This is a genomic window from Tistlia consotensis USBA 355, assembly GCF_900177295.1.
Classification (GTDB): domain Bacteria; phylum Pseudomonadota; class Alphaproteobacteria; order Kiloniellales; family DSM-21159; genus Tistlia; species Tistlia consotensis.
In genome coordinates, this window is sequence record NZ_FWZX01000043.1 from 17,081 (window position 1) to 35,275 (window position 18,195).

General features: G+C 73.1%; 18 protein-coding genes. 9 read left to right on the plus strand and 9 right to left on the minus strand.

The window, feature by feature from the left end:
- Position 1 precedes the first annotated feature (1 nt).
- From B9O00_RS29640 to B9O00_RS29665, 6 genes are read right to left on the minus strand one after another with little or no spacing between them, the layout of a single operon-like run.
- Positions 2-1,432 carry a hypothetical protein gene (locus B9O00_RS29640; protein ID WP_085126628.1) on the minus strand — a complete coding sequence of 477 codons (1,431 nt, stop codon included), beginning with the start codon at positions 1,430-1,432 and terminating at the stop codon, positions 2-4.
- Positions 1,433-1,458: 26 nt separating this feature from the next.
- A complete protein-coding gene (locus tag B9O00_RS29645; RefSeq protein WP_085126630.1) occupies positions 1,459-2,334 on the minus strand; it encodes a cache domain-containing protein in 876 nt (291 codons plus the stop codon).
- Positions 2,331-3,392, minus strand: coding sequence for an ABC transporter substrate-binding protein (locus tag B9O00_RS29650; protein ID WP_085126632.1), 1,062 nt, complete (start codon positions 3,390-3,392; stop codon positions 2,331-2,333). The genes B9O00_RS29645 and B9O00_RS29650 overlap by 4 nt, the downstream gene beginning before the upstream one ends.
- A complete protein-coding gene (locus tag B9O00_RS29655; protein WP_085126634.1) occupies positions 3,389-5,566 on the minus strand; it encodes an MFS transporter in 2,178 nt (725 codons plus the stop codon). Before B9O00_RS29655 ends, B9O00_RS29650 begins: the two co-directional genes overlap by 4 nt.
- Positions 5,567-5,569: 3 nt before the next feature.
- Entirely contained in the window at positions 5,570-6,298 is a 729-nt protein-coding gene (locus B9O00_RS29660; RefSeq protein WP_085126636.1) for a PDC sensor domain-containing protein, read from the minus strand.
- Positions 6,299-6,320: 22 nt separating this feature from the next.
- Entirely contained in the window at positions 6,321-7,184 is an 864-nt protein-coding gene (locus B9O00_RS29665) for a formyltransferase family protein (protein WP_085126637.1), read from the minus strand.
- A 677-nt stretch (positions 7,185-7,861) separates the two neighbouring features.
- Between B9O00_RS29665 and atpD the strand changes: the two genes are divergently transcribed.
- From atpD to B9O00_RS29710, 9 genes are all read left to right on the plus strand, one after another.
- The gene (gene atpD / locus B9O00_RS29670) at positions 7,862-9,349 is read left to right on the plus strand and encodes a F0F1 ATP synthase subunit beta (protein WP_085126639.1); all 1,488 of its coding nucleotides are present in this window, start codon (positions 7,862-7,864) and stop codon (positions 9,347-9,349) included.
- Positions 9,346-9,792: a hypothetical protein gene (locus B9O00_RS29675; protein ID WP_085126641.1), complete on the plus strand. Its 447-nt coding sequence runs from the start codon at positions 9,346-9,348 to the stop codon at positions 9,790-9,792. Before atpD ends, B9O00_RS29675 begins: the two co-directional genes overlap by 4 nt.
- 263 nt (positions 9,793-10,055) lie before the next feature.
- Positions 10,056-10,349: an AtpZ/AtpI family protein gene (locus B9O00_RS29680; protein WP_085126643.1), complete on the plus strand. Its 294-nt coding sequence runs from the start codon at positions 10,056-10,058 to the stop codon at positions 10,347-10,349.
- Entirely contained in the window at positions 10,346-10,633 is a 288-nt protein-coding gene (locus B9O00_RS29685) for an N-ATPase subunit AtpR (protein ID WP_085126645.1), read from the plus strand. Before B9O00_RS29680 ends, B9O00_RS29685 begins: the two co-directional genes overlap by 4 nt.
- On the plus strand, positions 10,630-11,310 hold the full coding sequence (gene atpB, locus B9O00_RS29690; protein ID WP_085126647.1) for a F0F1 ATP synthase subunit A: 681 nt from the start codon (positions 10,630-10,632) through the stop codon (positions 11,308-11,310). The genes B9O00_RS29685 and atpB overlap by 4 nt, the downstream gene beginning before the upstream one ends.
- A gap of 36 nt (positions 11,311-11,346) precedes the next feature.
- Complete coding sequence (locus B9O00_RS29695) at positions 11,347-11,592, plus strand: F0F1 ATP synthase subunit C (protein WP_085126650.1); 246 nt, start codon at positions 11,347-11,349, stop codon at positions 11,590-11,592.
- A gap of 17 nt (positions 11,593-11,609) precedes the next feature.
- A complete protein-coding gene (locus B9O00_RS29700; RefSeq protein WP_085126652.1) occupies positions 11,610-12,368 on the plus strand; it encodes a F0F1 ATP synthase subunit B family protein in 759 nt (252 codons plus the stop codon).
- Complete coding sequence (locus B9O00_RS29705; RefSeq protein ID WP_085126654.1) at positions 12,346-13,923, plus strand: F0F1 ATP synthase subunit alpha; 1,578 nt, start codon at positions 12,346-12,348, stop codon at positions 13,921-13,923. The genes B9O00_RS29700 and B9O00_RS29705 overlap by 23 nt, the downstream gene beginning before the upstream one ends.
- Positions 13,920-14,774, plus strand: a complete 855-nt coding sequence (locus tag B9O00_RS29710; protein ID WP_085126656.1) for a F0F1 ATP synthase subunit gamma — start codon at positions 13,920-13,922, stop codon at positions 14,772-14,774. The genes B9O00_RS29705 and B9O00_RS29710 overlap by 4 nt, the downstream gene beginning before the upstream one ends.
- A gap of 109 nt (positions 14,775-14,883) precedes the next feature.
- On the opposite strand, the gene B9O00_RS29715 is transcribed toward B9O00_RS29710, so the two are convergent.
- From B9O00_RS29715 to xylF, 3 genes are all read right to left on the minus strand, one after another.
- Positions 14,884-15,666, minus strand: a complete 783-nt coding sequence (locus tag B9O00_RS29715; RefSeq protein ID WP_085126658.1) for an ATP-binding cassette domain-containing protein — start codon at positions 15,664-15,666, stop codon at positions 14,884-14,886.
- Between the two features lie 2 nt (positions 15,667-15,668).
- A complete protein-coding gene (locus tag B9O00_RS29720) occupies positions 15,669-16,934 on the minus strand; it encodes a sugar ABC transporter permease (protein ID WP_085126660.1) in 1,266 nt (421 codons plus the stop codon).
- Positions 16,935-17,056: 122 nt separating this feature from the next.
- Complete coding sequence (xylF, locus tag B9O00_RS29725) at positions 17,057-18,094, minus strand: D-xylose ABC transporter substrate-binding protein (RefSeq protein WP_085126662.1); 1,038 nt, start codon at positions 18,092-18,094, stop codon at positions 17,057-17,059.
- Positions 18,095-18,195: the final 101 nt, after the last annotated feature.

An 18,195-nucleotide genomic window follows, 5' to 3' on the forward strand; every position in this document is an offset into this window, starting at 1 on the left:
CTCAATCGGCCTCGCCGCTCTGCCCGGAGACGCCGCGCCGGCTGGCGAAGGCGAGGCGGAACACGGCCGGGCGCAGCAGCATCGAGGCCGCGCCGAGCGCCAGGGCCACGGCCAGGCCGGCCATCACGGTCGAGTCGCCGATCAGGCCGGCCGCTGCCGAGGCCAGCAGGCCGCAGGCGAGGCCGACGAGCAGCCTGAGCGCGAGCCACAGCCGGCGGAGCCGCAGGCCGTGGCCCCGCGCGTAGCGCCCGGCCAGCCCGACGAGCAGGCCGCCGGCGAGGCCGAGCAGCAGCCAGGGCGCCAGCGCCGCGGTCCCGACCATGACCGCCGCCAGCACGACCAGGACCGGAACCGCGATCAGGCCGAGGCCGACCGGCAGCAGGAGCAGCGCCGCGGCCAGTCCGGCCAGCTCGATCGCCAGCACGCCGGCCAGCGCGGCCCAGGCCTCCAGGCCGGCGAAACGGATCGGCACCGCGGCGGCGACCAGCAGACCGAGCACCAGCGCCGGCCAGAGATCGGAAGGCCTGGCGTCGCTGCGCCGGATCATCTGCGGGCCGCGGCCGGCGCCGGCGCCCCACTCGGCCTGCTCGGCCTGGGCCGCGACCTGCGCCGCAACGCTCGGCTCGAAGACCGCGCGGCGGACCTCGTCGGCATAGCTCAGGAAGCGCTCGGAGCGTCGGCCCGCCCGGTGCATCAGGGCGTTGAAGCGGAACATTGCCGCGCCGAGCTCGCCGCCGGCGTGCCGGCCCGACAGCTCGAACTGCTTGCCGTCCGAGCGCTCCGCGGCCTCGAGCAGCCAGCCGAGCCGCTGCAGCGGCTCGCGGTAGCCGGCGGCATAGGCGAAGCCGGCCAGCTCGAGCACCAGCAGCAGGGCAAGCCCGGTCAGGGGCGCGCCCTTGCCGGCCTGGGCATAGAGGCGCTCGCGCAGCTGCTTGCGCTGCGCGGCGACGAGGACGAAGCCGACCGGCTCGCCGTCCTTCAGCAGAGGCAGGGTGACGATCGAGAAGCCCCCGATGGTGACCGCGTCGGCCGGCGTCACGGTAGCCTTCAGCGAGGCCCTGGCAGCAGCCTCGAGCGACGGGTCGGCGAGCAGCGGATCCAGGCGCTCCTTGCCGATGCCGCCGTAGTAGAGGCGCTGCAGCGCGGCGTCGGTGACGGCGACGAAGCGGATGTCCGGGTCGGCCGCGGGGATCTGGGCGGTGTAGTCCCACATGCCGCGGATCTCGGCCAGCGGGATGCGCAGGCCGAGGGCCAGGTCGATGTCGCGCCGGACCCGCAGGGCGCGGCTCAGGGCCTTCTCGTCGAGCACGGTCTCGAACTGGCGCTCGGCGCGGTCGACGGCGACGAGCACGATCGCCGCGCCGGCGAGCAGCGCGGCCGCCACCGCGAGCAGGCAGAACAGCAGCAGGCCGAGCGGCGGTCGCCGGATCATGACGGCTGGCGCTCCACGGCCCCGGCTCACGCCGTCTCGTCGAGGCGGCGAACCTCCGCCTCGCGCTCCGCCAGGCGCTCGAGCTGGTGGCTGAAGCGGGTCTCGAAGCGCGTCAGCCGTCCGGCGAGCGCGATCGCGGCGCCGTTCCTCGGCAGCGCCGGCAGCACCGGCCGCGGCTCGCCGGCCGCCGTGTAGAGCGCCTCGAAGCGCCGGCGCAGCGCCACGAGCCGCCGGGTCGCCGGCAGCGGCACCAGGGCCAGCGCCAGCGCCGCGACCAGCCCGCCGATCACCGTGATCGCCGCCGCGGCGAGCGCGAGGCTCAGCATGAAGCGCTGGCGCTGGGTCTCGAAGGCTGCCTTGGGCAGCTCCACCGTGATCGTGCCGAGCGGCTCGCCGAACAGCCCGGTCAGCGGCTGGCCGAAGACGATCGCGGTCTTCCCGACCCGGCGCCAGGGCGCCGGCCGGTCCTTCTCGACCGGCAGGTCGGGGCGCGCCACGCCGGGCCCGGCCGCGCGGTCCGCCGGCGGCGCGTTCTCGCCGATCTCCGCCTCGTTGGTCGAGAACAGCACGCGGCCGCGGTCGTCGGCGAGGCGGATCGTCGAGATCTCCGGCGCCTGGGCGCGCTCGTCCGCCATGACCGCGAGCAGCCGGCGCTGCTGCGGCAGCACGACGCCGGCCTGCAGGCCGTTCTCGACGTTGCCGGCGATCGAGGTCGCGATCTCGGCGAGGCGCGAGTCGACGGTCGTCAGCAGGGTCTGCTGGAACGCGGTCAGGGCGGCCAGGGCCAGCGCCGAGGAGCCGATCGCGAGCGCGCCGACGACGACCGCCAGCACCAGGCCCCGCAGGCCGATGCCGCCGCCGCCGGTCAGGCGCGAGGCCGGGGAGGGGGCGGCGATGCTCACGCCTGGACGAATTCCGCGATGGTCAGCATCGACATCGGCGGATAGAAGCCGAGCGTGCGGGCGGTCTCCATGTTGACCAGCAGGGAGAAGCGGTCGAGGCTCTCGATCGGAATCTCGGACGGCTTCTTGCCGCCGACCAGGATCTGCTCGGCGATGTAGCCGGTGAACTGGCCGACGTTGTAGTAGCGGCTGACCAGGCCGAGCAGGCCGTGGGAATCGCGGATGAAGTTCTCGGCGCCGGCGAAGCTCGGCAGGCCGATGTTCATCGCCGCGCTCGTCAGGCTGTCGCGGTTGACGTTGAGGAAGCTGTCGGGCGGGATGTAGAGCCACTCGGCGCCCTGGTCCTTGACCGCGCGCACCTTCTCCGGGATCGAGGCCGGGTCGGGCTTGCCGCTGGCGTCGATCGTGGCCGGCTGCTGGATCAGCCTGAAGCCGTCGCGCTCGGCCAGCTTGGCGACCTGCGCGATGGTCAGGCGCGCGTTGGATTCCTGCGGGTTGAACACCGCGCCCAGGCTCTTGAACTCGCCGTAGGCCTGGATCGTGCGCAGCTGCGTCTCGACCGGCGCGATGTAGAGCGTGCCGGTCAGGTTCGGTCGCGGCTCGTCGTAGGCCTCGACCAGGTCCGAGCCGATCGGGTCGCTGACGATCGTGAAGACCGAGGGGATGTCGGTGATCTGGGTCGCGGGATCGGCCTGGCCGACCTTGCCGAAGGCGGTCAGCGCGGTCGTCGTGCCCCAGGTGTAGACTAGGTCGGGCCTGGTCGCCTTGGCCTCCTGGACGTGCTCGGCGACCTTGTCGCGGCTGCGTCCGGCGTCGCGCACGATCAGCTCGGTGCGGACGCCGCGCCGGTCCAGATAGTCCTTGAAGCCCTGGCTGGCATCCTCCCAGCCGCGCCAGGTGATCATGAAGATCTTGTAGGTCGGGTCGGCGGCCTGCGCGCGCCCGCCGCCGCCGGCGGCCGGCAGCAGCGCCGTCGCGGCGCCGGCCGCGAGACCGCCGAGCACCCTGCGGCGCGACGGCCGCGGAAGGACGAGACGTGAGGGGCGGAAGAGGGTCATGCCGTGCTGTCCCGGGTGGCGTCGGGCTTCGCGGGGCCGATCCGCATGGCCAACGGATAGAAGAGCAGGGCGGTCACCGCAGACAGGCCCCCGATCACTGCGATCGTCGCATTATAGCCGCTCGTCGCGATCAATGTCGCGGCCAGCAGCGGCCCGATCACGCTGCCGACCCGCTCCGAGAGGCGCAGCAGGCTGACCAGGCTGGTCTCGCCGTAGGTCCGCGCCTCCTCGGGGCAGAGGATCGGCAGCAGTGCCAGCATCGGCGCCGAGGCGATGCCCTGTGCCAGCCCGAAGACCCCGACCGCGACCGCGATGCCGGCACGCGGGTCGACCGAGGTCACGGCGATCAGCGCGCCGCCGGTCATGAGGCCGCCGAGCGCGACCAGCATGGCATAGCGGCCGCCGCGGTCGCCGAGCCAGGCGCCGATCTGCGTGCCGACCAGCATGAACACGCCGTAGAGCATGATCGTCCGGCCGATCGCCGGCTGGCTGACGTCGAGCGAGTGCAGGAACAGCGGCGTCAGGTAGAACAGGAAGCCGGTCAGCGCGATCTTGGCCGGGATCGCGGCGAGCAGGATCAGGCCGGCGAACCGCGGGTTGCCGAGCGCGCGCACGACCTCGGCGAGGCGGGCCCGCGCCGGCCCGGCGCCGCGCCGCGGCTCGTGCATGTAGCTCGCCGCGACCAGGGCGGCGACCAGCACCAGCAGGGTCGAGACCAGGAAGGTCGCGCGGTAGCCCAGGCGGTCGGCCAGCACCGCGCCGATCGACGAGCCGCAGATCACCGCCGTGGTGATCGCGCCGACGAAGACCGCCATCGAGCGGGCGCGCTGGCCCGGCTCGGCGGTCGCCGCCAGGTAGCCCTGGGCCGCGATGGTCACGACCGCGTAGCCGATCGCGCTGAGGCAGCGCCAGACCAGCAGGTCGTAGACCGTGAAGGCGCCGGCCGTGCCGGCATAGCCGATCACCGCCGGGACCGCCCCGGCCAGGAAGACGCGCCGCGCGCCGTAGCGGGCGACCCAGGTGCCGCCGAAGGGCGTCGCCAGCGCGACGAAGGCCATGAAGACGACGATCGGCAGGCCGACCACCACGTCCTCGGGCAGCAGCTCGCCGCCGAGGAACGGCAGCAGCTGGTGCATCGGCAGGTAGAGCTTCTCGGCATAGAGCGGCAGGAACGAGCGCGACAGCTCCTCGGCGAAGACGAAGATGAACAGCGGCAGGCGCGCGTCGACCCGGCTCGGGATCGTGCCGGCCGTCTCGTCGGCAAAGCCGAGGCGCACCGAGCGGCGCAGGGCCTCCAGGCGCAGCGCCAGCGGCTCGGGAATGCGCGTCAGGCCGGCCATGCCGTGGTCGATGCGGTTGTAGGCCCGGCCGATGCGGTGGCTGAGCGCGTCGAGCGCCCCCATGACCCGGCCGATCTCGTCGCGCCGCGCGCGGCTGTAGGGCCGCACCGTCCAGTCGCCGGCAGCCGCCTCGCGCACCGTCCGCTCGATCAGGCGCAGCGGGGTCAGCACGTTGCGGTCGACGACGAAGATCAGCAGCTCGAAGGTGATCAGCAGCGAGACGATCAGGACGATCAGCACGTCCCAGCGGATGTCGGCGATCTGCCGCTCGGCATAGGCGCGGTCCATGCCGACCTGCAGCCGGGCGAAGGCCTTGCCGCCGCGCAGCAGCGGGTAGCTGGCGTTGCGCACGCTCGGCAGGTTGACGATCTTCGAGGGCGCGTCGAGCGCCGCCAGCTCGCCCTCCTTCGCCGCGCTCTCCAGCTGGTCCAGGTGCCGGCCGGCGCTGTAGGCGACCGAGCCGTCCGGGCCGGTCACCGCGATGTAGACGATCGCCGAGTGGCGCTTCAGGTAGTCGGCCAGGAACGGCGTCATGCCGCGCATCTGCTCGAAGGGGATGCCGAGCGAATCGGCCCGCTCGATCTCCGAGGCGACGGTGCGCGCGACCAGCTCCGCGTCGCGGTCGAACTCCGGCACCAGGACCCGGTCGAGGGTCTGCCAGGCCTGCTGGGAGACCCAGAGCGCCGAGGCGAGCAGCACCAGGACCGCAGTCGCCAGCAGGGCGTTGATGACGCGCCGCCAGATGCGGTCGTCGATCAGCGCGTGCTCCTGTGCCTCGAGGCCGTCCGGCCGGCTCGGGGCGCTGTCGCGGGCCTTCTCGACGGGCTGGTCCATCGCCTAGTCCTGGCGCCGCGTCTGCTCGACCAGCTGCTCGACGGCGCGCAGCTCGTCGAGCGCCTGGCTGGCGGCCTTGTGGAAGCGCCCGGAGGCCGCCGGCGCGGCGAGCGCCGCCTCGGTCTCGCCGATCGAGGCGATGATGCGGGCCTGGAGCGCCAGGCGCTTGCGCACGCCGTGCAGCAGCACGACCGCGATCAGCGCGACCGCGGCGGTGCCGAGTGCCGCGGCGCTCAGGACGGCGCTGCCCAGCGAGGCGACCATGGTGTCGTTGCGCTCGTCGGCGCCGCGCGCGGAGACCCGGACCTCGACGCCGCCGACGATCGCGCCGAAGGGATTGACCAGGGGGGTCGCGGCGATCCGGTCGCCTTCGGCGACGCCGGCGACGACCTTCTGCTTCTGCAGCCGCTCGACCAGGTCGGGCCGGGCGCGGCCGCTGTTGTAGAGCACCCGGCCCTTGTCGTCGAAGACGGTGATCGCCAGGATCTCGGGATAGCGCTCGCGCTGGCGCTCGACGACCTCCTGGGCGTTCTGGATCTGGTCGAGCGGCAGGCCGAGGTCGAGGCTGGCCTCCAGCGTCGCCTTCAGGTCCTGGGCGAGGAAGGTGTAGCGGCTGTTGTCGAGCGTCTCGGTGACCTGGACGAACTTCGCGTAGTTCAGGCGCGCGGTGATCAGCACCGCGGTCAGCAGGACCAGGGTGATCAGGACGGCGAGCCGCAGCGGCAGGGGCATGGTTCGACCCGTCCCCCGGAGCTCAGGTGGCCGTCGCCCGGGCCGGGCCGGCCGCAGCCGACTCAGCGGCCGCCACGGCCTGGGGGCCGAGGCCGAAGCCGGCCATGATCTCGGCGAAGTCGTCCGGCGCGATCAGCCGGAAGCGCTGCTGGAAGGCCTCGATCTCGGCGCTGTCCGGCAGGTGCCAGTAGGTCCGGCGGCCCTGGTCCTGGGGCGTCGCCGGCACGGCCCCGCCCTCGGCCAGGGTCGCGATCGCGCGGCGCAGCACCGGGATCGCCGTCGGATAGACGTTGACCACGTGCCACTGCAGGCTGCGCCGCGGCTCGACCGGCAGCGAGGTGATCTCGACCACCGGGCCGGTGTCGATGCCGGCGTCGACGTAGTGCACCGTGCAGCCGATCCGGGCGCGCCCGCCGACGAGTTGGTGGAAGGGCGCGAACAGGCCGGCATATTCCGGCAGGTAGCCGGGGTGGACATTCAGGATGCCGTGGCGCGGCACCTCCAGGAACGAGGCCGGGAAGATGTGCGAGAAGCGGATCGAGATCACCAGGTCCGGCGCCAGGGCCCGGAAGTCGGCCTCGACCTCGCGCAGCCGCGGCACGACGCGGACCGGCGCGCCGAGCCGGCGTCCGAGCGCGGCGAAGTCCTGCCAGGGGCCGTGCCCGGCGCCCTGCGCCCCCGCGGCCTCGCGCAGGGGCAGCAGCCAGGCCAGCGGCAGCTCGCGCTCGAAGAAGCGCAGCAGATCGAGCTCGGCGCGCTCCCGCTCGAGCGGCCGGGTGATGTCGGACAGCCAGAAGGTGACGTCGTGGCCGGCGAGGGCATCGGCCAACTGGTTGACCGCGACCAGCGCCGGCAGGTCGTTCTTCGCACAGATCAGGATGCGCATTGGGCCTGCCGGGCGGAAAATTCCGAGATGATTCGAGCGTGCCGGCCGACGGCAACCCCCCACCGGCCGCAATCGTGACGTATCAGATCGGTTCCAAGTGATTCAAGTGAAATCTATCTATTCTTGTTCAGAAGTGTCGATTTCTCGCAAGTGCACAAATAAAGATAGTAATTGAAATGTTAATCAGAGAGGAGTGCCCGGCCGTGCCGGCCGGCGCGACCGGGTTGTCTTTATCGGGCACCCTTGATGTCGACCGCAACCTGCTCGGCCTGTGCGGGGCGCTCGTCGAGGCTCGCTTGCTCGTCGGAAAGCGAAACCCGGGCGAAGTCGCCGCCGGTGGGCAGGACGACCGCCAGCGCCGCAACCGCGGCGCCGCTCCTGGCCCTGATGGACCCCCTGTTCTCCTGGAATGCCGTGAAACGGGCCTGCGGGGTGTGTCGCAGGATCTTTCTCTCGTCAGGCGGGAATTTCCTCCGGAGGCCTTGCGGAAATCCCCGGGTTCGTCTCCAAGCGAAATGAATCGAGGCTCGGCGGCTTCCGCATGCGAGGCGGCGCAGGCCGGCTTGCGCTATCGCAAAGCCGCCCGGCCGGGCGCTTCCTAGCATCCATCTGGCGTGCCGCATCGCCGAGGGCACTGGGCGGCGCGGGGCGTGTATGCTGCCTGGCAGGATCGAACGATGGGCGATGCACAGGAAGTCGACGGGCAGGACGGCCTGCCGCCGGGGCCGGCCCCGGCGGGTCGGGTCAAGGCCGTGCGCGGCTCCGTGCTCGACGTCGCCTTCCCGGCCGGGCGGCTGCCGGCGATCGGCGAGGCGCTCGATGTCCTGCTGCCGGACCGGGGCGCTGCGCTGCTGGCCGAGGTCGAGGCCCATCTCGACGAGGCGAGCGTGCGTGCGATCTGCCTGGATTCGACCGCCGGCCTGCCGCGCGGCGCCTCGGTGCGCGCGACCGGCGCGCCGCTGACGATCCCGGTCGGCGAGGCCGTGCTCGGCCGCCTGATCGACGTGCGGGGCCGGATCGGCGACGGCGGCCGGCCGCTGCCCGGCGGCACGCCCCGGCATCCGATCCACGCCCATCCGCCGGCCCTGACCGAGCGCCCGGTCGGCCGCGAGCTCTACGAGACCGGCATCAAGGTGATCGACCTGCTGGCGCCGCTGGCGCGCGGCGGCAAGGCCGGGCTGTTCGGCGGCGCCGGGGTCGGCAAGACCGTGCTGATCATGGAGCTGATCCGCACGGTCGCCGAGAAGTACAGCGGCCTGTCGATCTTCGCCGGCATCGGCGAGCGCTCGCGCGAGGGCCACGAGCTTCTGCTCGAGATGACCGACTCTGGCGTGCTCGACCGCACCGCGCTGATCTTCGGCCAGATGAACGAGCCGCCCGGCGCACGCTGGCGCGTCGGCCTTGCCGCCGTCACCATGGCCGAGGAGTTCCGCGACGGCCTGGGCCGCGACGTGCTGCTGCTGATGGACAACGCCTACCGCTTCATCCAGGCCGGCATGGAGGTCTCCGGCCTGCTCGGCCGGCTGCCCTCGCGGGTCGGCTACCAGCCGACGCTCGCGACCGAGGTCGCCGAGCTGGAGGAGCGCATCGCCTCGACGCGCAGCGCCTCGATCACCGCGATCCAGGCGGTCTACGTGCCGGCCGACGACTTCACCGACCCGGCGGTCGCCGAGATCTTCTCGCACCTGGACAGCTCGATCGTGCTGTCGCGCTCGCTCGCCGCCGAGGGGCTCTATCCGGCGATCGACCCGCTGGCCTCGACCTCGGTGCTGCTCGACCCCTCGGTGGTCGGCGAGGCGCACTACCGCCTGGCCGAGGAGGTCCGGGCGACCATCGCGCACTATCGCGAGCTGCAGGACATCATCGCCCTGCTCGGCATCGAGGAGCTCTCGGCCGCCGACCGGCGGGTCGTCGGGCGCGCCCGGCGCCTGATGCGCTTCCTGACCCAGCCCTTCACCGTGACCGAGGCCTTCACCGGCCGCGCCGGCAAGGTCGTGCCGCTGGCCGAGACCCTGAAGGGGTGCCGGGCGATCCTCGACGGCAAGGCCGACGACTGGGCCGAGACCTCGCTCTACATGCTCGGCACCGTCGAGGAGGCCGAGGCGCTCGAGCGCGCGGCGAAGGCCGAGGACAGGGCCGAAGCGGAAGGCGAGGCGGCGGCATGAGGCTGGTGATCTCCACGCCCTTCGCCCTGGTCGTCGAGCGCGACGGCGTCGGCCAGGTGCGCGCCCAGGACGCGACCGGCAGCTTCGGCCTGCTGGAGCGCCATGCCGACTTCGTCACCGCGCTGGGACCCTCGGTGGTCTCCTGGCGCGAGCGCGACGGCGCCGAGGGGCACTGCGTCGTGCGCAACGGCATCCTGGCGATGCGCGGCGGCCACGAGGTCGCGATCGCCGCGCCCGAAGCCGTGGTCGGTGACGACCTCGATGCGCTGGAGCGCCGGGTCGTCGCCGAGACCGGGGCCCTGAAGGAGGAGGAGGCCTGCGCGCGCGCCGAGGCGCAGCGCATCGAGATCGCGGTGATCCGCCGGATGCTCGGCTACCTGCGCGGCGAGCGCCGGGCGCTGAGCGGCGAAGCGGGCGGGGCTTTCGGGGAAGAGCTGCGATGACGGCCATCCGACCGCTCGTTGTCTCGGCCCCCTCCTGGGTGGTCGCCGCCGCTTATCCCGTCATCCCCGCGAAAGCGGGGATCCAGAGGACGACGCGGCAGGTGCCGGCCGCGGACCGTTCGCGCGGGCGGCCCTTTCCTCTGGATCCCCGCTTTCGCGGGGATGACGAAAGAGGGGGCGGGGTTGACGGAGGAGGACGCGGCGATACCGAAGGAGAGCGACGCATCCTTCGTGTTCCGGCACGCGGAAACGGGGACTGAGCCGTGGCGGGCGAGAAGCGCAGGGACGAGGAGGACTTCGACCTGGCCGGGCCGGTGCGCGAGCGCCGCAAGCTCGATGCCTTCGGGCGGCGCCATGGCGAGCGCTCGATCGGCCAGAACATCGCCATGATCGGCGCGCTCGGCTGGCTGATCGTGACGCCGACCCTGGCCGGGCTGTTCCTCGGCCGGCTGCTCGACCATCGCTTCGGCACCGGCATCTCCTGGAGCGCGGGGCTGCTGTTCCTCGGCGTCGTCGCGGGCGGCTGGCTGGCCTGGCGCAGGATGCACCAGCCATGACGCAGGAACAGATCCTCGCCGCACTGCCCTGGCTGCCGCTCGGCGGGCTGGTCGGCTGGGCCTTCTTCGCCAGCCTGCGCCGGGTCGCCGAGCTCTACCTGGGCGGCGGCGGCGCCGGCCGGGCGCTGGCCCTGCAGCTCGGCCGCCTGGCCCTGGCCGGGGTTCTCTTCTGGCTGGCGGCCCGGCAGGGGGCGGCGCCGCTCGGCGCGCTGTTCCTCGGCTTCCTGCTGGCGCGGCTGGTCATCGTGCGGCGCGACGTCAAGCGCCTGGGGGCCGGCTCGTGATCGAATCGCCGCTGACCACGACCGTGCTGTTCCAGCTCGGACCGGTGCCGGTCAGCCGGCCGGTGGTCATCTCCTTCGCCATCACCCTGCTGCTCGCCGCCGGCGGCTGGCTGCTGGCGCGGCGGCCGGATCAGGACGAGCCGGGCCGCCTGCGCACCGCCGTCGAGGTCCTGCTGGAGACCATCGAGGAGCAGATCCGCGACACCATGCGGATCGAGGACGCGCGGCCCTTCCTGCCGCTGCTCGGCACGCTGTTCCTGTTCCTGCTCTGCGCCAACCTGGTCGAGCTGTTCCCCGGCCTGGAGGCGCCGACCGGGCACATCGAGACGACGGCGGCGCTGGCCGTCGTGGTGTTCTTCGCCGTCCACCTCTACGGCATCCGGGCGCACGGCCTGGCCGGCTACCTCGGCCGCTTCGCCAAGCCCTTCTGGCTGATGCTGCCGCTCAACGTGCTGGCCGAGTTCACGCGCACGCTGGCCCTGGCGGTGCGCCTGTTCGGCAACATCATGAGCGGCGGCTTCATGATCGGGCTGGCGGTCGCCCTGGTCGGGCTCCTGGTGCCGGTGCCGCTGCTCGCCCTCGAGGCGCTGGTCGGCGTCATCCAGGCCTACATCTTCACGGTGCTGGCCGCGGTCTTCATCGGCGCCGCGGTCGGCCAGGGCGGCGAGGCCGGCTGACGCCGCGCCGTCCTCAACGGGAAAGGAAGCAAACACATGACAGTCGAGATGATCAGCCTCCTGGTCGCCGGGCTCGCCGTCTCCTTCGGCGCGATCGGCCCGGCCCTGGCCGAGGGCCGCGCGGTCGCCGCGGCGATGGACGCGATCGCCCGCCAGCCCGAGGCCTCGGGCGTGCTGGCGCGCACGCTCTTCGTCGGCCTCGCGATGATCGAGACCATGGCGATCTATTGCCTGGTCGTGGCGCTGCTCGCGCTCTTCGCCAATCCCTTCGTCCACGGCTGAGGACCGGAGCCGCCCTCATGGCCTTCGACGGTTGGACCTTCGGCTTCGAGATCGTCAACTTCCTGGTGCTCGCGTTCCTGCTGCAGCGCTTCGCCTACCGGCCGCTGCTCGCCGCGATCGACCGGCGCAAGGCGGCGACGGCGCAGGAGGTCGAGGCGGCGCGCTCGGCGCGCGGCGCGGCCGAGGCCCTGCGCAGCCGGCTGGAGGACGAGCAGAAGGCCCTGGCCGGCCGCAAGGAGGCGGCGCTGGCCGAGGCGCGCGAGGCCGCCAGGACCGAGCGCGAGGCCCTGCTCGCCAAGGCGCGCGACGAAGCGGCGGCGCTGCTCGAGGAGGGCCGCAAGCGGCTGGCCGGCGAGCGCCGCGCGGTCGAGGGCGAGCTGCGCCAGGAGGCCGGCCGCCTGGCCGTCGCGATCGCCCGCCACCTGCTCGCCGAGGCCGGCTCCGCCGAGCTGCGCCGGACGCTGGGTGAGCGGGCCTTCGCGACCCTGGCCGGGCTGGAGCCGGCCGAGCGCGAGGCCCTGCTGGCCTCGCTCGACCAGGGCCCGGCGGTGCTGGCGACCGCCGAGCCCCTGCCGGAGGCGGAGAAGGCGGCCGCCGAGAAGCGCCTGGCGGAGATCCTCGGCCGTCCGGTGCCGCTGCTGACGGCGGTCGAGCCCGAGCTGATCGAGGGGCTGGAGCTGCGCTTCCCGCACCTGGCGCTGCGCCACAGCTGGCAGCACGGCCTGGAGCAGGCCCTGGCGGAGATCGCGCGCGATGACGTCCCCGTCCAGCCCTGACGGCGGCACCGGCGCGCCCCTGGGCGCGGCGCTCGCCGACTGGCGCCGCTCGGCCGAGCGGCGGCTCGCCGAGAAGCCGGCCGGGCCGCGCCTGGAGGAGACCGGCCGGGTCGAGCGGATCGGCGACGGCATCGCCCTGGTCTCAGGGCTCGACGGCGCGCGCGCCGAGGAGCTGCTGGCCTTCCCGGGCGGGGTCGTCGGCCTGGCCTGGACGTTCGACGCCGAGCGCATCGGCTGCGTGCTGCTCGACCCGCCGGGCGCGCTCGAGGCCGGCGACCTGGTGCAGGCGACCGGACGGGTCGCCAGCCTGCCGGTCGGCGAGGCGCTGCTCGGCCGCATCGTCGACCCGCTCGGCCGGCCGCTCGACGGCGGTCCGGCGATCCGCGGCGAGCGCTTCGCGCCGATGGAGCAGCCGGCGCCGGGGATCATCGAGCGCGACCTCGTCAAGGTGCCGCTGGAGACCGGCCTGACGGTGATCGACGGCCTCTTCGCGATCGGCCGCGGCCAGCGCGAGCTGATCATCGGCGACCGCTCGACCGGCAAGACGGCGCTGGCCGTCGACACGATCATCAACCAGAAGGACAGCGGCGTCGTCTCGGTCTACGTCGCGGTCGGCCAGCGCTCGTCGAGCGTCGGCCGGGTCATCGACGCGGTGCGCAGCCACGGCAACGCGGAGCGCACGGTCTTCGTCGTCGCCGAGGCCGACGCGCCGCCCGGCCAGCAGTGGCTGGCGCCCTTCGCCGGCTTCTCGATCGCCGAGTTCTTCCGCGACCGCGGCGAGGACGCGCTGGTCGTGGTCGACGACCTGAGCAAGCACGCCGCGGTGCACCGCCAGATCAGCCTGCTGCTGCGCCAGCCGCCGGGCCGCGAGGCCTTTCCCGGCGACGTCTTCTACCTGCACGCCCGCCTGCTCGAGCGCGCCGCCAAGCTGTCGAAGGAACGGGGCGGCGGCTCGCTGACCGCCCTGCCGGTCGCCGAGACCCAGGCCGGCAACCTGACCGCCTACATCCCGACCAACCTGATCTCGATCACCGACGGCCAGATCTATCTCGACGCGCGCCTGTTCGGCGAGGGCCAGAAGCCGGCGGTCGACGTCGGCCGCAGCGTCTCGCGGGTCGGCGGCAAGACCCAGCGCCCGGCGCTGCGCGCCGCGGCGGCCGGGCTCAGGCTCGACTATGCCCAGTTCCTGGAGCTGGAGCTGTTCTCGCGCTTCGGCACGGTCTCCGACCCGCGCACCCGGCGCACCCTGGAGCACGGCCGGCGGATCCGCGCGGTGCTGGCCCAGGACCAGTACGCGCCGCTCGGCGAGACGACCCAGGTCGCCCTGCTGCTGGCGCTCGGCGCCGGCCAGCTCGACGCCCTGACGCCCGGGCAGATCGCCCGCTTCCGCGTGCGTCTCGCCGAGGCCCTGACCGGACCGCCCGTCGAGGCCTCGGACGAAGCCGCCAAGGCGGCGCTGCTGGAGCGCACGGCCGCCCTGGTCGCGGAGATCGCCGGCTCGGCGCCGGCGGGCGCGGCCGCGCCGGCCGAGCCGGCGGCGGAGGCCGCCGGATGACCGGCCGGCTCGCCGACCTCGAGGCGCGCATCGCCTCGATCAAGGAGCTGCACGACATGGTCACGGCGATGCGCGGCATGGCGGCGGCGCGGCGCGAGCAGGCGCGCGGCGCTCTGGCCGGCATCTCGGTCTTCGCCGACACCATCCTGACCGCCTTCGGCGAGGCCCTGCCGCTGCTGCCGGCCCCGCCGCCGGCGCCGGACTCCCTGCCGCCGGGGCCGCGCGCCCTGGTGCTGTTCCTGGCCGAGCAGGGCTTCGTCGGCACCTTCAACGAGCCGCTCGTCGAGGCGGCGCTCGACCCTGCGCCGCCGGCCGCGCTCTTCGTGGTCGGCACCCGCGGCGGCCAGCTCGCCGCCCAGCGCGGCCTGCCGGCCGACTGGTCCGCGGCCATGCCGAGCCACCTGCCGCTGGTCGCGCGCAGCGCCGACCGCATCGCCGAGGCGCTGTTCCGGCGCCTGGCCGAGGGCGACATCGCGGCGGTCGAGATGCTGCACGCGCGCAGCCAGGAGGGCGGCTTGACCGAGGTCGTGCGCGAGCGCCTCTTCCCGGTCGATCCGGCCCTGGCGCGCCCCGCCGCCTCGGCCGTGCCGCCGCTGGTCAACCTGCCGGCCGGACGGCTGGTCGAGCGCATCGCCGAGGCCTGGGTCGGCGCCGAGCTGACCCGCGCCCTGGTCGAGGCCCTGGCCGCCGAGAACGCCGCCCGGGTCGCCGCCATGCAGCAGGCCGCGCGCAACATCGAGGAGAAGATCGACGGCCTGGAGCGCGACGCCCGCAGCCTGCGCCAGTCCGAGATCACCACGGAGCTGCTCGACGTCGTGGTCGGCAGCGAGGCGGCGAACGGCGGAGAGTGAGGGGTAGCTGTTTGTTCTTGCTCTTCTTTCTCGTCATCCCCGCGAAGGCGGGGATCCAGAGTGAGGTGCCGGTGGGCGCCAACGCCTCTCCGTGCTCAGGTTCGAGTCCCTATGGATCCCCGCCTTCGCGGGGATGACGGGAGGAAGAGGGCGGCTCGCCCTGGATGATCATGGCCAGGACCTCGTCCTGGGTCGTCTCGGCGACCCGGCGGGTGCCGACCAGGCGGCCGTTCTTCAGGACGGTGACCCGGTCGGAGAGGTCGAAGACGTCGTGGATGTCGTGGCTGATCAGGAAGATGCCGATGCCCTCGGCCTTCAGCTGGCGGACCAGCTCGGCGACCATCGCGGTCTCCTGCACGCCGAGCGCCGCGGTCGGCTCGTCCATGATCAGGATGCGGGCGTCGAAGTGCACCGCGCGGGCGATCGCGATCGACTGGCGCTGGCCGCCCGAGAGCGAGCGCACCGGCGTCGAGAAGCGGTCGAAGTTGCGGTTGAGCCGGGCCAGGATGCGCCGAGTCTCGGCCTCCATGCGCTCCTCGTCGAGCAGGCCGGTCGGCGTCGTCAGCTCGCGGCCAAGGAACAGGTTGGCGGCGGCGTTGAGGTTATCGGCCAGGGCCAGGGTCTGGTAGATCGTCTCGATGCGGTGGCGCCGGGCGTCCTGGGGGCTGGCGATGCGCACCGCCGCGCCGTCGATCAGGATCTCGCCGGCGCGCGCCGGGACGGCGCCCGAGAGCACCTTGATCAGGGTCGACTTGCCGGCGCCGTTGTGGCCGAGCAGGCCGACGACCTCGCCGGCGTAGAGGTCGAGGCTGACGCCGTCGACCGCCTTGACGCCGCCGAAGGCGACCTCGATGCCGCGCATCTCGACGAGCGGGGTCGGGCCTTCCGCCATGCTCACTCCTCGCGGCCGCGCCGGTAGAGCTGGTCGACGAAGACCGCCAGGACCAGCACGACGCCGATCACGATCGACTGCAGCGAGGCGGTGACCCCGACCATGGCCATGCCGCTCTGCAGGCTCTGCATGACTAGGGCGCCGATGATCGCGCCGTAGATCGTGCCCACGCCGCCGGCCAGCGAGGTGCCGCCGATCACCGCCGCGGCGATGACGCGCAGCTCGTCGAGCGTGCCCAGGTCGTTGGCCGCCGACTGCAGGCGCGCCGAGGCGATCGCCGCGCTGACCGCGCAGAGCGCGCCCATCAGGGCGAAGACCTTGACGGTCAGCAGGCGCGTGTCGATGCCGGCCAGCTGGGCGGCGTCGGGGTTGCCGCCGGTGGCGTAGACGTAGCGGCCGAAGCGGGTGCTGCGCCCGACCACGGTCATGACGATCGCGATGACCACGACGATGACCACCGAGATCGCGAGGCCGTGGACCATGACGTAGCCCTCGGGCAGCGGCCCCAGGCCGCGCGTCTGCCAGATCCGCTCGGCGGCGCGCTGCGGCACCTCGTAGGCGTCGAGCACCAGCACCGTGCCGGCGATCGCGGCGACCAGCAGGCCGGCGACCAGCGCCTCGGCCCAGAGCGGGCGCAAGGGGAAGCCGTGCTTGCGCCGGCCGCGCCGCGAGCGGGCCATGGCGAGCAGCGCCGCGGCCATGGCGAGGCCGCCGGCGACCCAGCTCCAGGTCGCTCCCAGGGTGCCGCCCGGCCCGCCGCCGAGCAGCACGAAGCGGCTGTCGAGCGGCGCCACGGTCTGCCCCTGCGTCACCCACCAGGCGGCCCCGCGCCAGACCAGCAGGCCGCCCAGGGTGACGATGAAGGCCGGCACCCCCAGGAAGCCGATGACGTAGCCCTGCAGCCCGCCGATCGCGAGGCCGAGCAGCAGCCCGGCCGCCAGGGTCAGCATCCAGGTCGCCGGATTCTCGAAGCCGAGCCAGGACGGCAGGACCTGGGTCTGCACCACGCCCATGACCATGGCCAGGACGCCGAGCAGCGAGCCGACCGAGAGGTCGATGTGGCGCATCACGATGACGAAGACCATGCCGGTCGCCATGACCGCGACCGAGGCGGTCTGGACCGACAGGTTGTAGAGGTTGCGCGGCGTCACGAAGAGGCCGTCGGTAACCAGGTCGAAGCCGATCCAGATCGCCGCCAGCACCGCCAGCATGCCGACCAGCCGCGGGCTGAGCTCGGTCTTCGCGAGGAGGGAGGAGAGGGACTTCATCGGCTGTCTCTCGGGGCGCCGGGGCGTGGGGCCCCCTCACCCTCCCACGCTGTCGCGTGGGTCCCTCCCTCTCCCCTCAGGGGAGAGGGGCGGGGTGAGGGGGCCAAACGCTCCTGCCTGTCCTATCCGCAGACCGCGACCGTGCCCTTCGGCACGCCCTGGCAGACCTCCTGCCTGGTGATCCAGCCGGCGTCGATCACGACGTCCAGGTTCTTCCGGGTGATCGGCACCGGCTTGAGGAACTGCGAGGACAGCGTCTTGCCGTTCGGGCTGGTCCAGCTCTCGGCACCCTCGATCTCGGACAGCTTCTTGCCCTTGGCCAGCGCGACGGCGATCTCGGCGGCGCGCTTGCCGAGGGCGCGGGCGTCCTTCCAGACCGAGACGGTCTGGGTGCCGAGCGCCACGCGGTTGAGCGCGGCGTGGTCGCCGTCCTGGCCGGAGACCGGGATGCCCTGCATGCCCTGGGCGGTCAGGGCCGCGACGACGCCGCCGGCCGTGCCGTCGTTCGAGGCGACCACCGCGTCGACCTTATTGTTCGTCGCGGTCAGGATCTGCTCCATGTTGCGCTGGGCGTTGGCCGGCAGCCAGCCGTCGGTGTACTGCTTGCCGACGACCTTGATGTCGCCCTTGTCGATCGCCGGCTTCAGCACCTCCATCTGGCCGGAGAACAGGAAGTCGGCGTTCGGGTCGGTCGGCGAGCCCAGGATGAAGACGTAGTTGCCCTTGGGCTGCTTGTCGTAGACCGCCTGGGCCTGCATGCGTCCGACCTCCTTGTTGTCGAAGGTCAGGTAGAAGGCGCGCGGGTCCTCGATCAGCCGGTCGTAGCCGACCACCGGAATGCCCTCGGCGTCGGCGGCGTTGATCGCCGGGCCGATCGCCGCGGCGTCCTGGGCCAGGATGATCAGCGCGTTGGCGCCGCGCGAGATCAGGCTCTCGACGTCGGACAGCTGCTTGGCCGAGGAGCTCTGGGCGTCGGTCGAGATGTACCGGGCGCCGGCCTTCTCCAGCGCCGCCTTGATCGCCGCCTCGTCGGTCTTCCAGCGCTCCTCCTGGAAGTTCGACCAGCTGACGCCGACGATCAGCGGATCGGCGGCAAGCGCAAGGGTTGATGAGAGGGCGAGAAGAGCGGCGCCGGCGGCGGCCGCGACAAGCAGCTTCATGGTATCCTCCCCGGATCGCACGGCTGCCTGTCCGGCAGCCTGTTCATTGGGCGCCTTCTTGGGACCTGAGGCCGACGTTGATCCAAGCGGGGCTCGCTGTC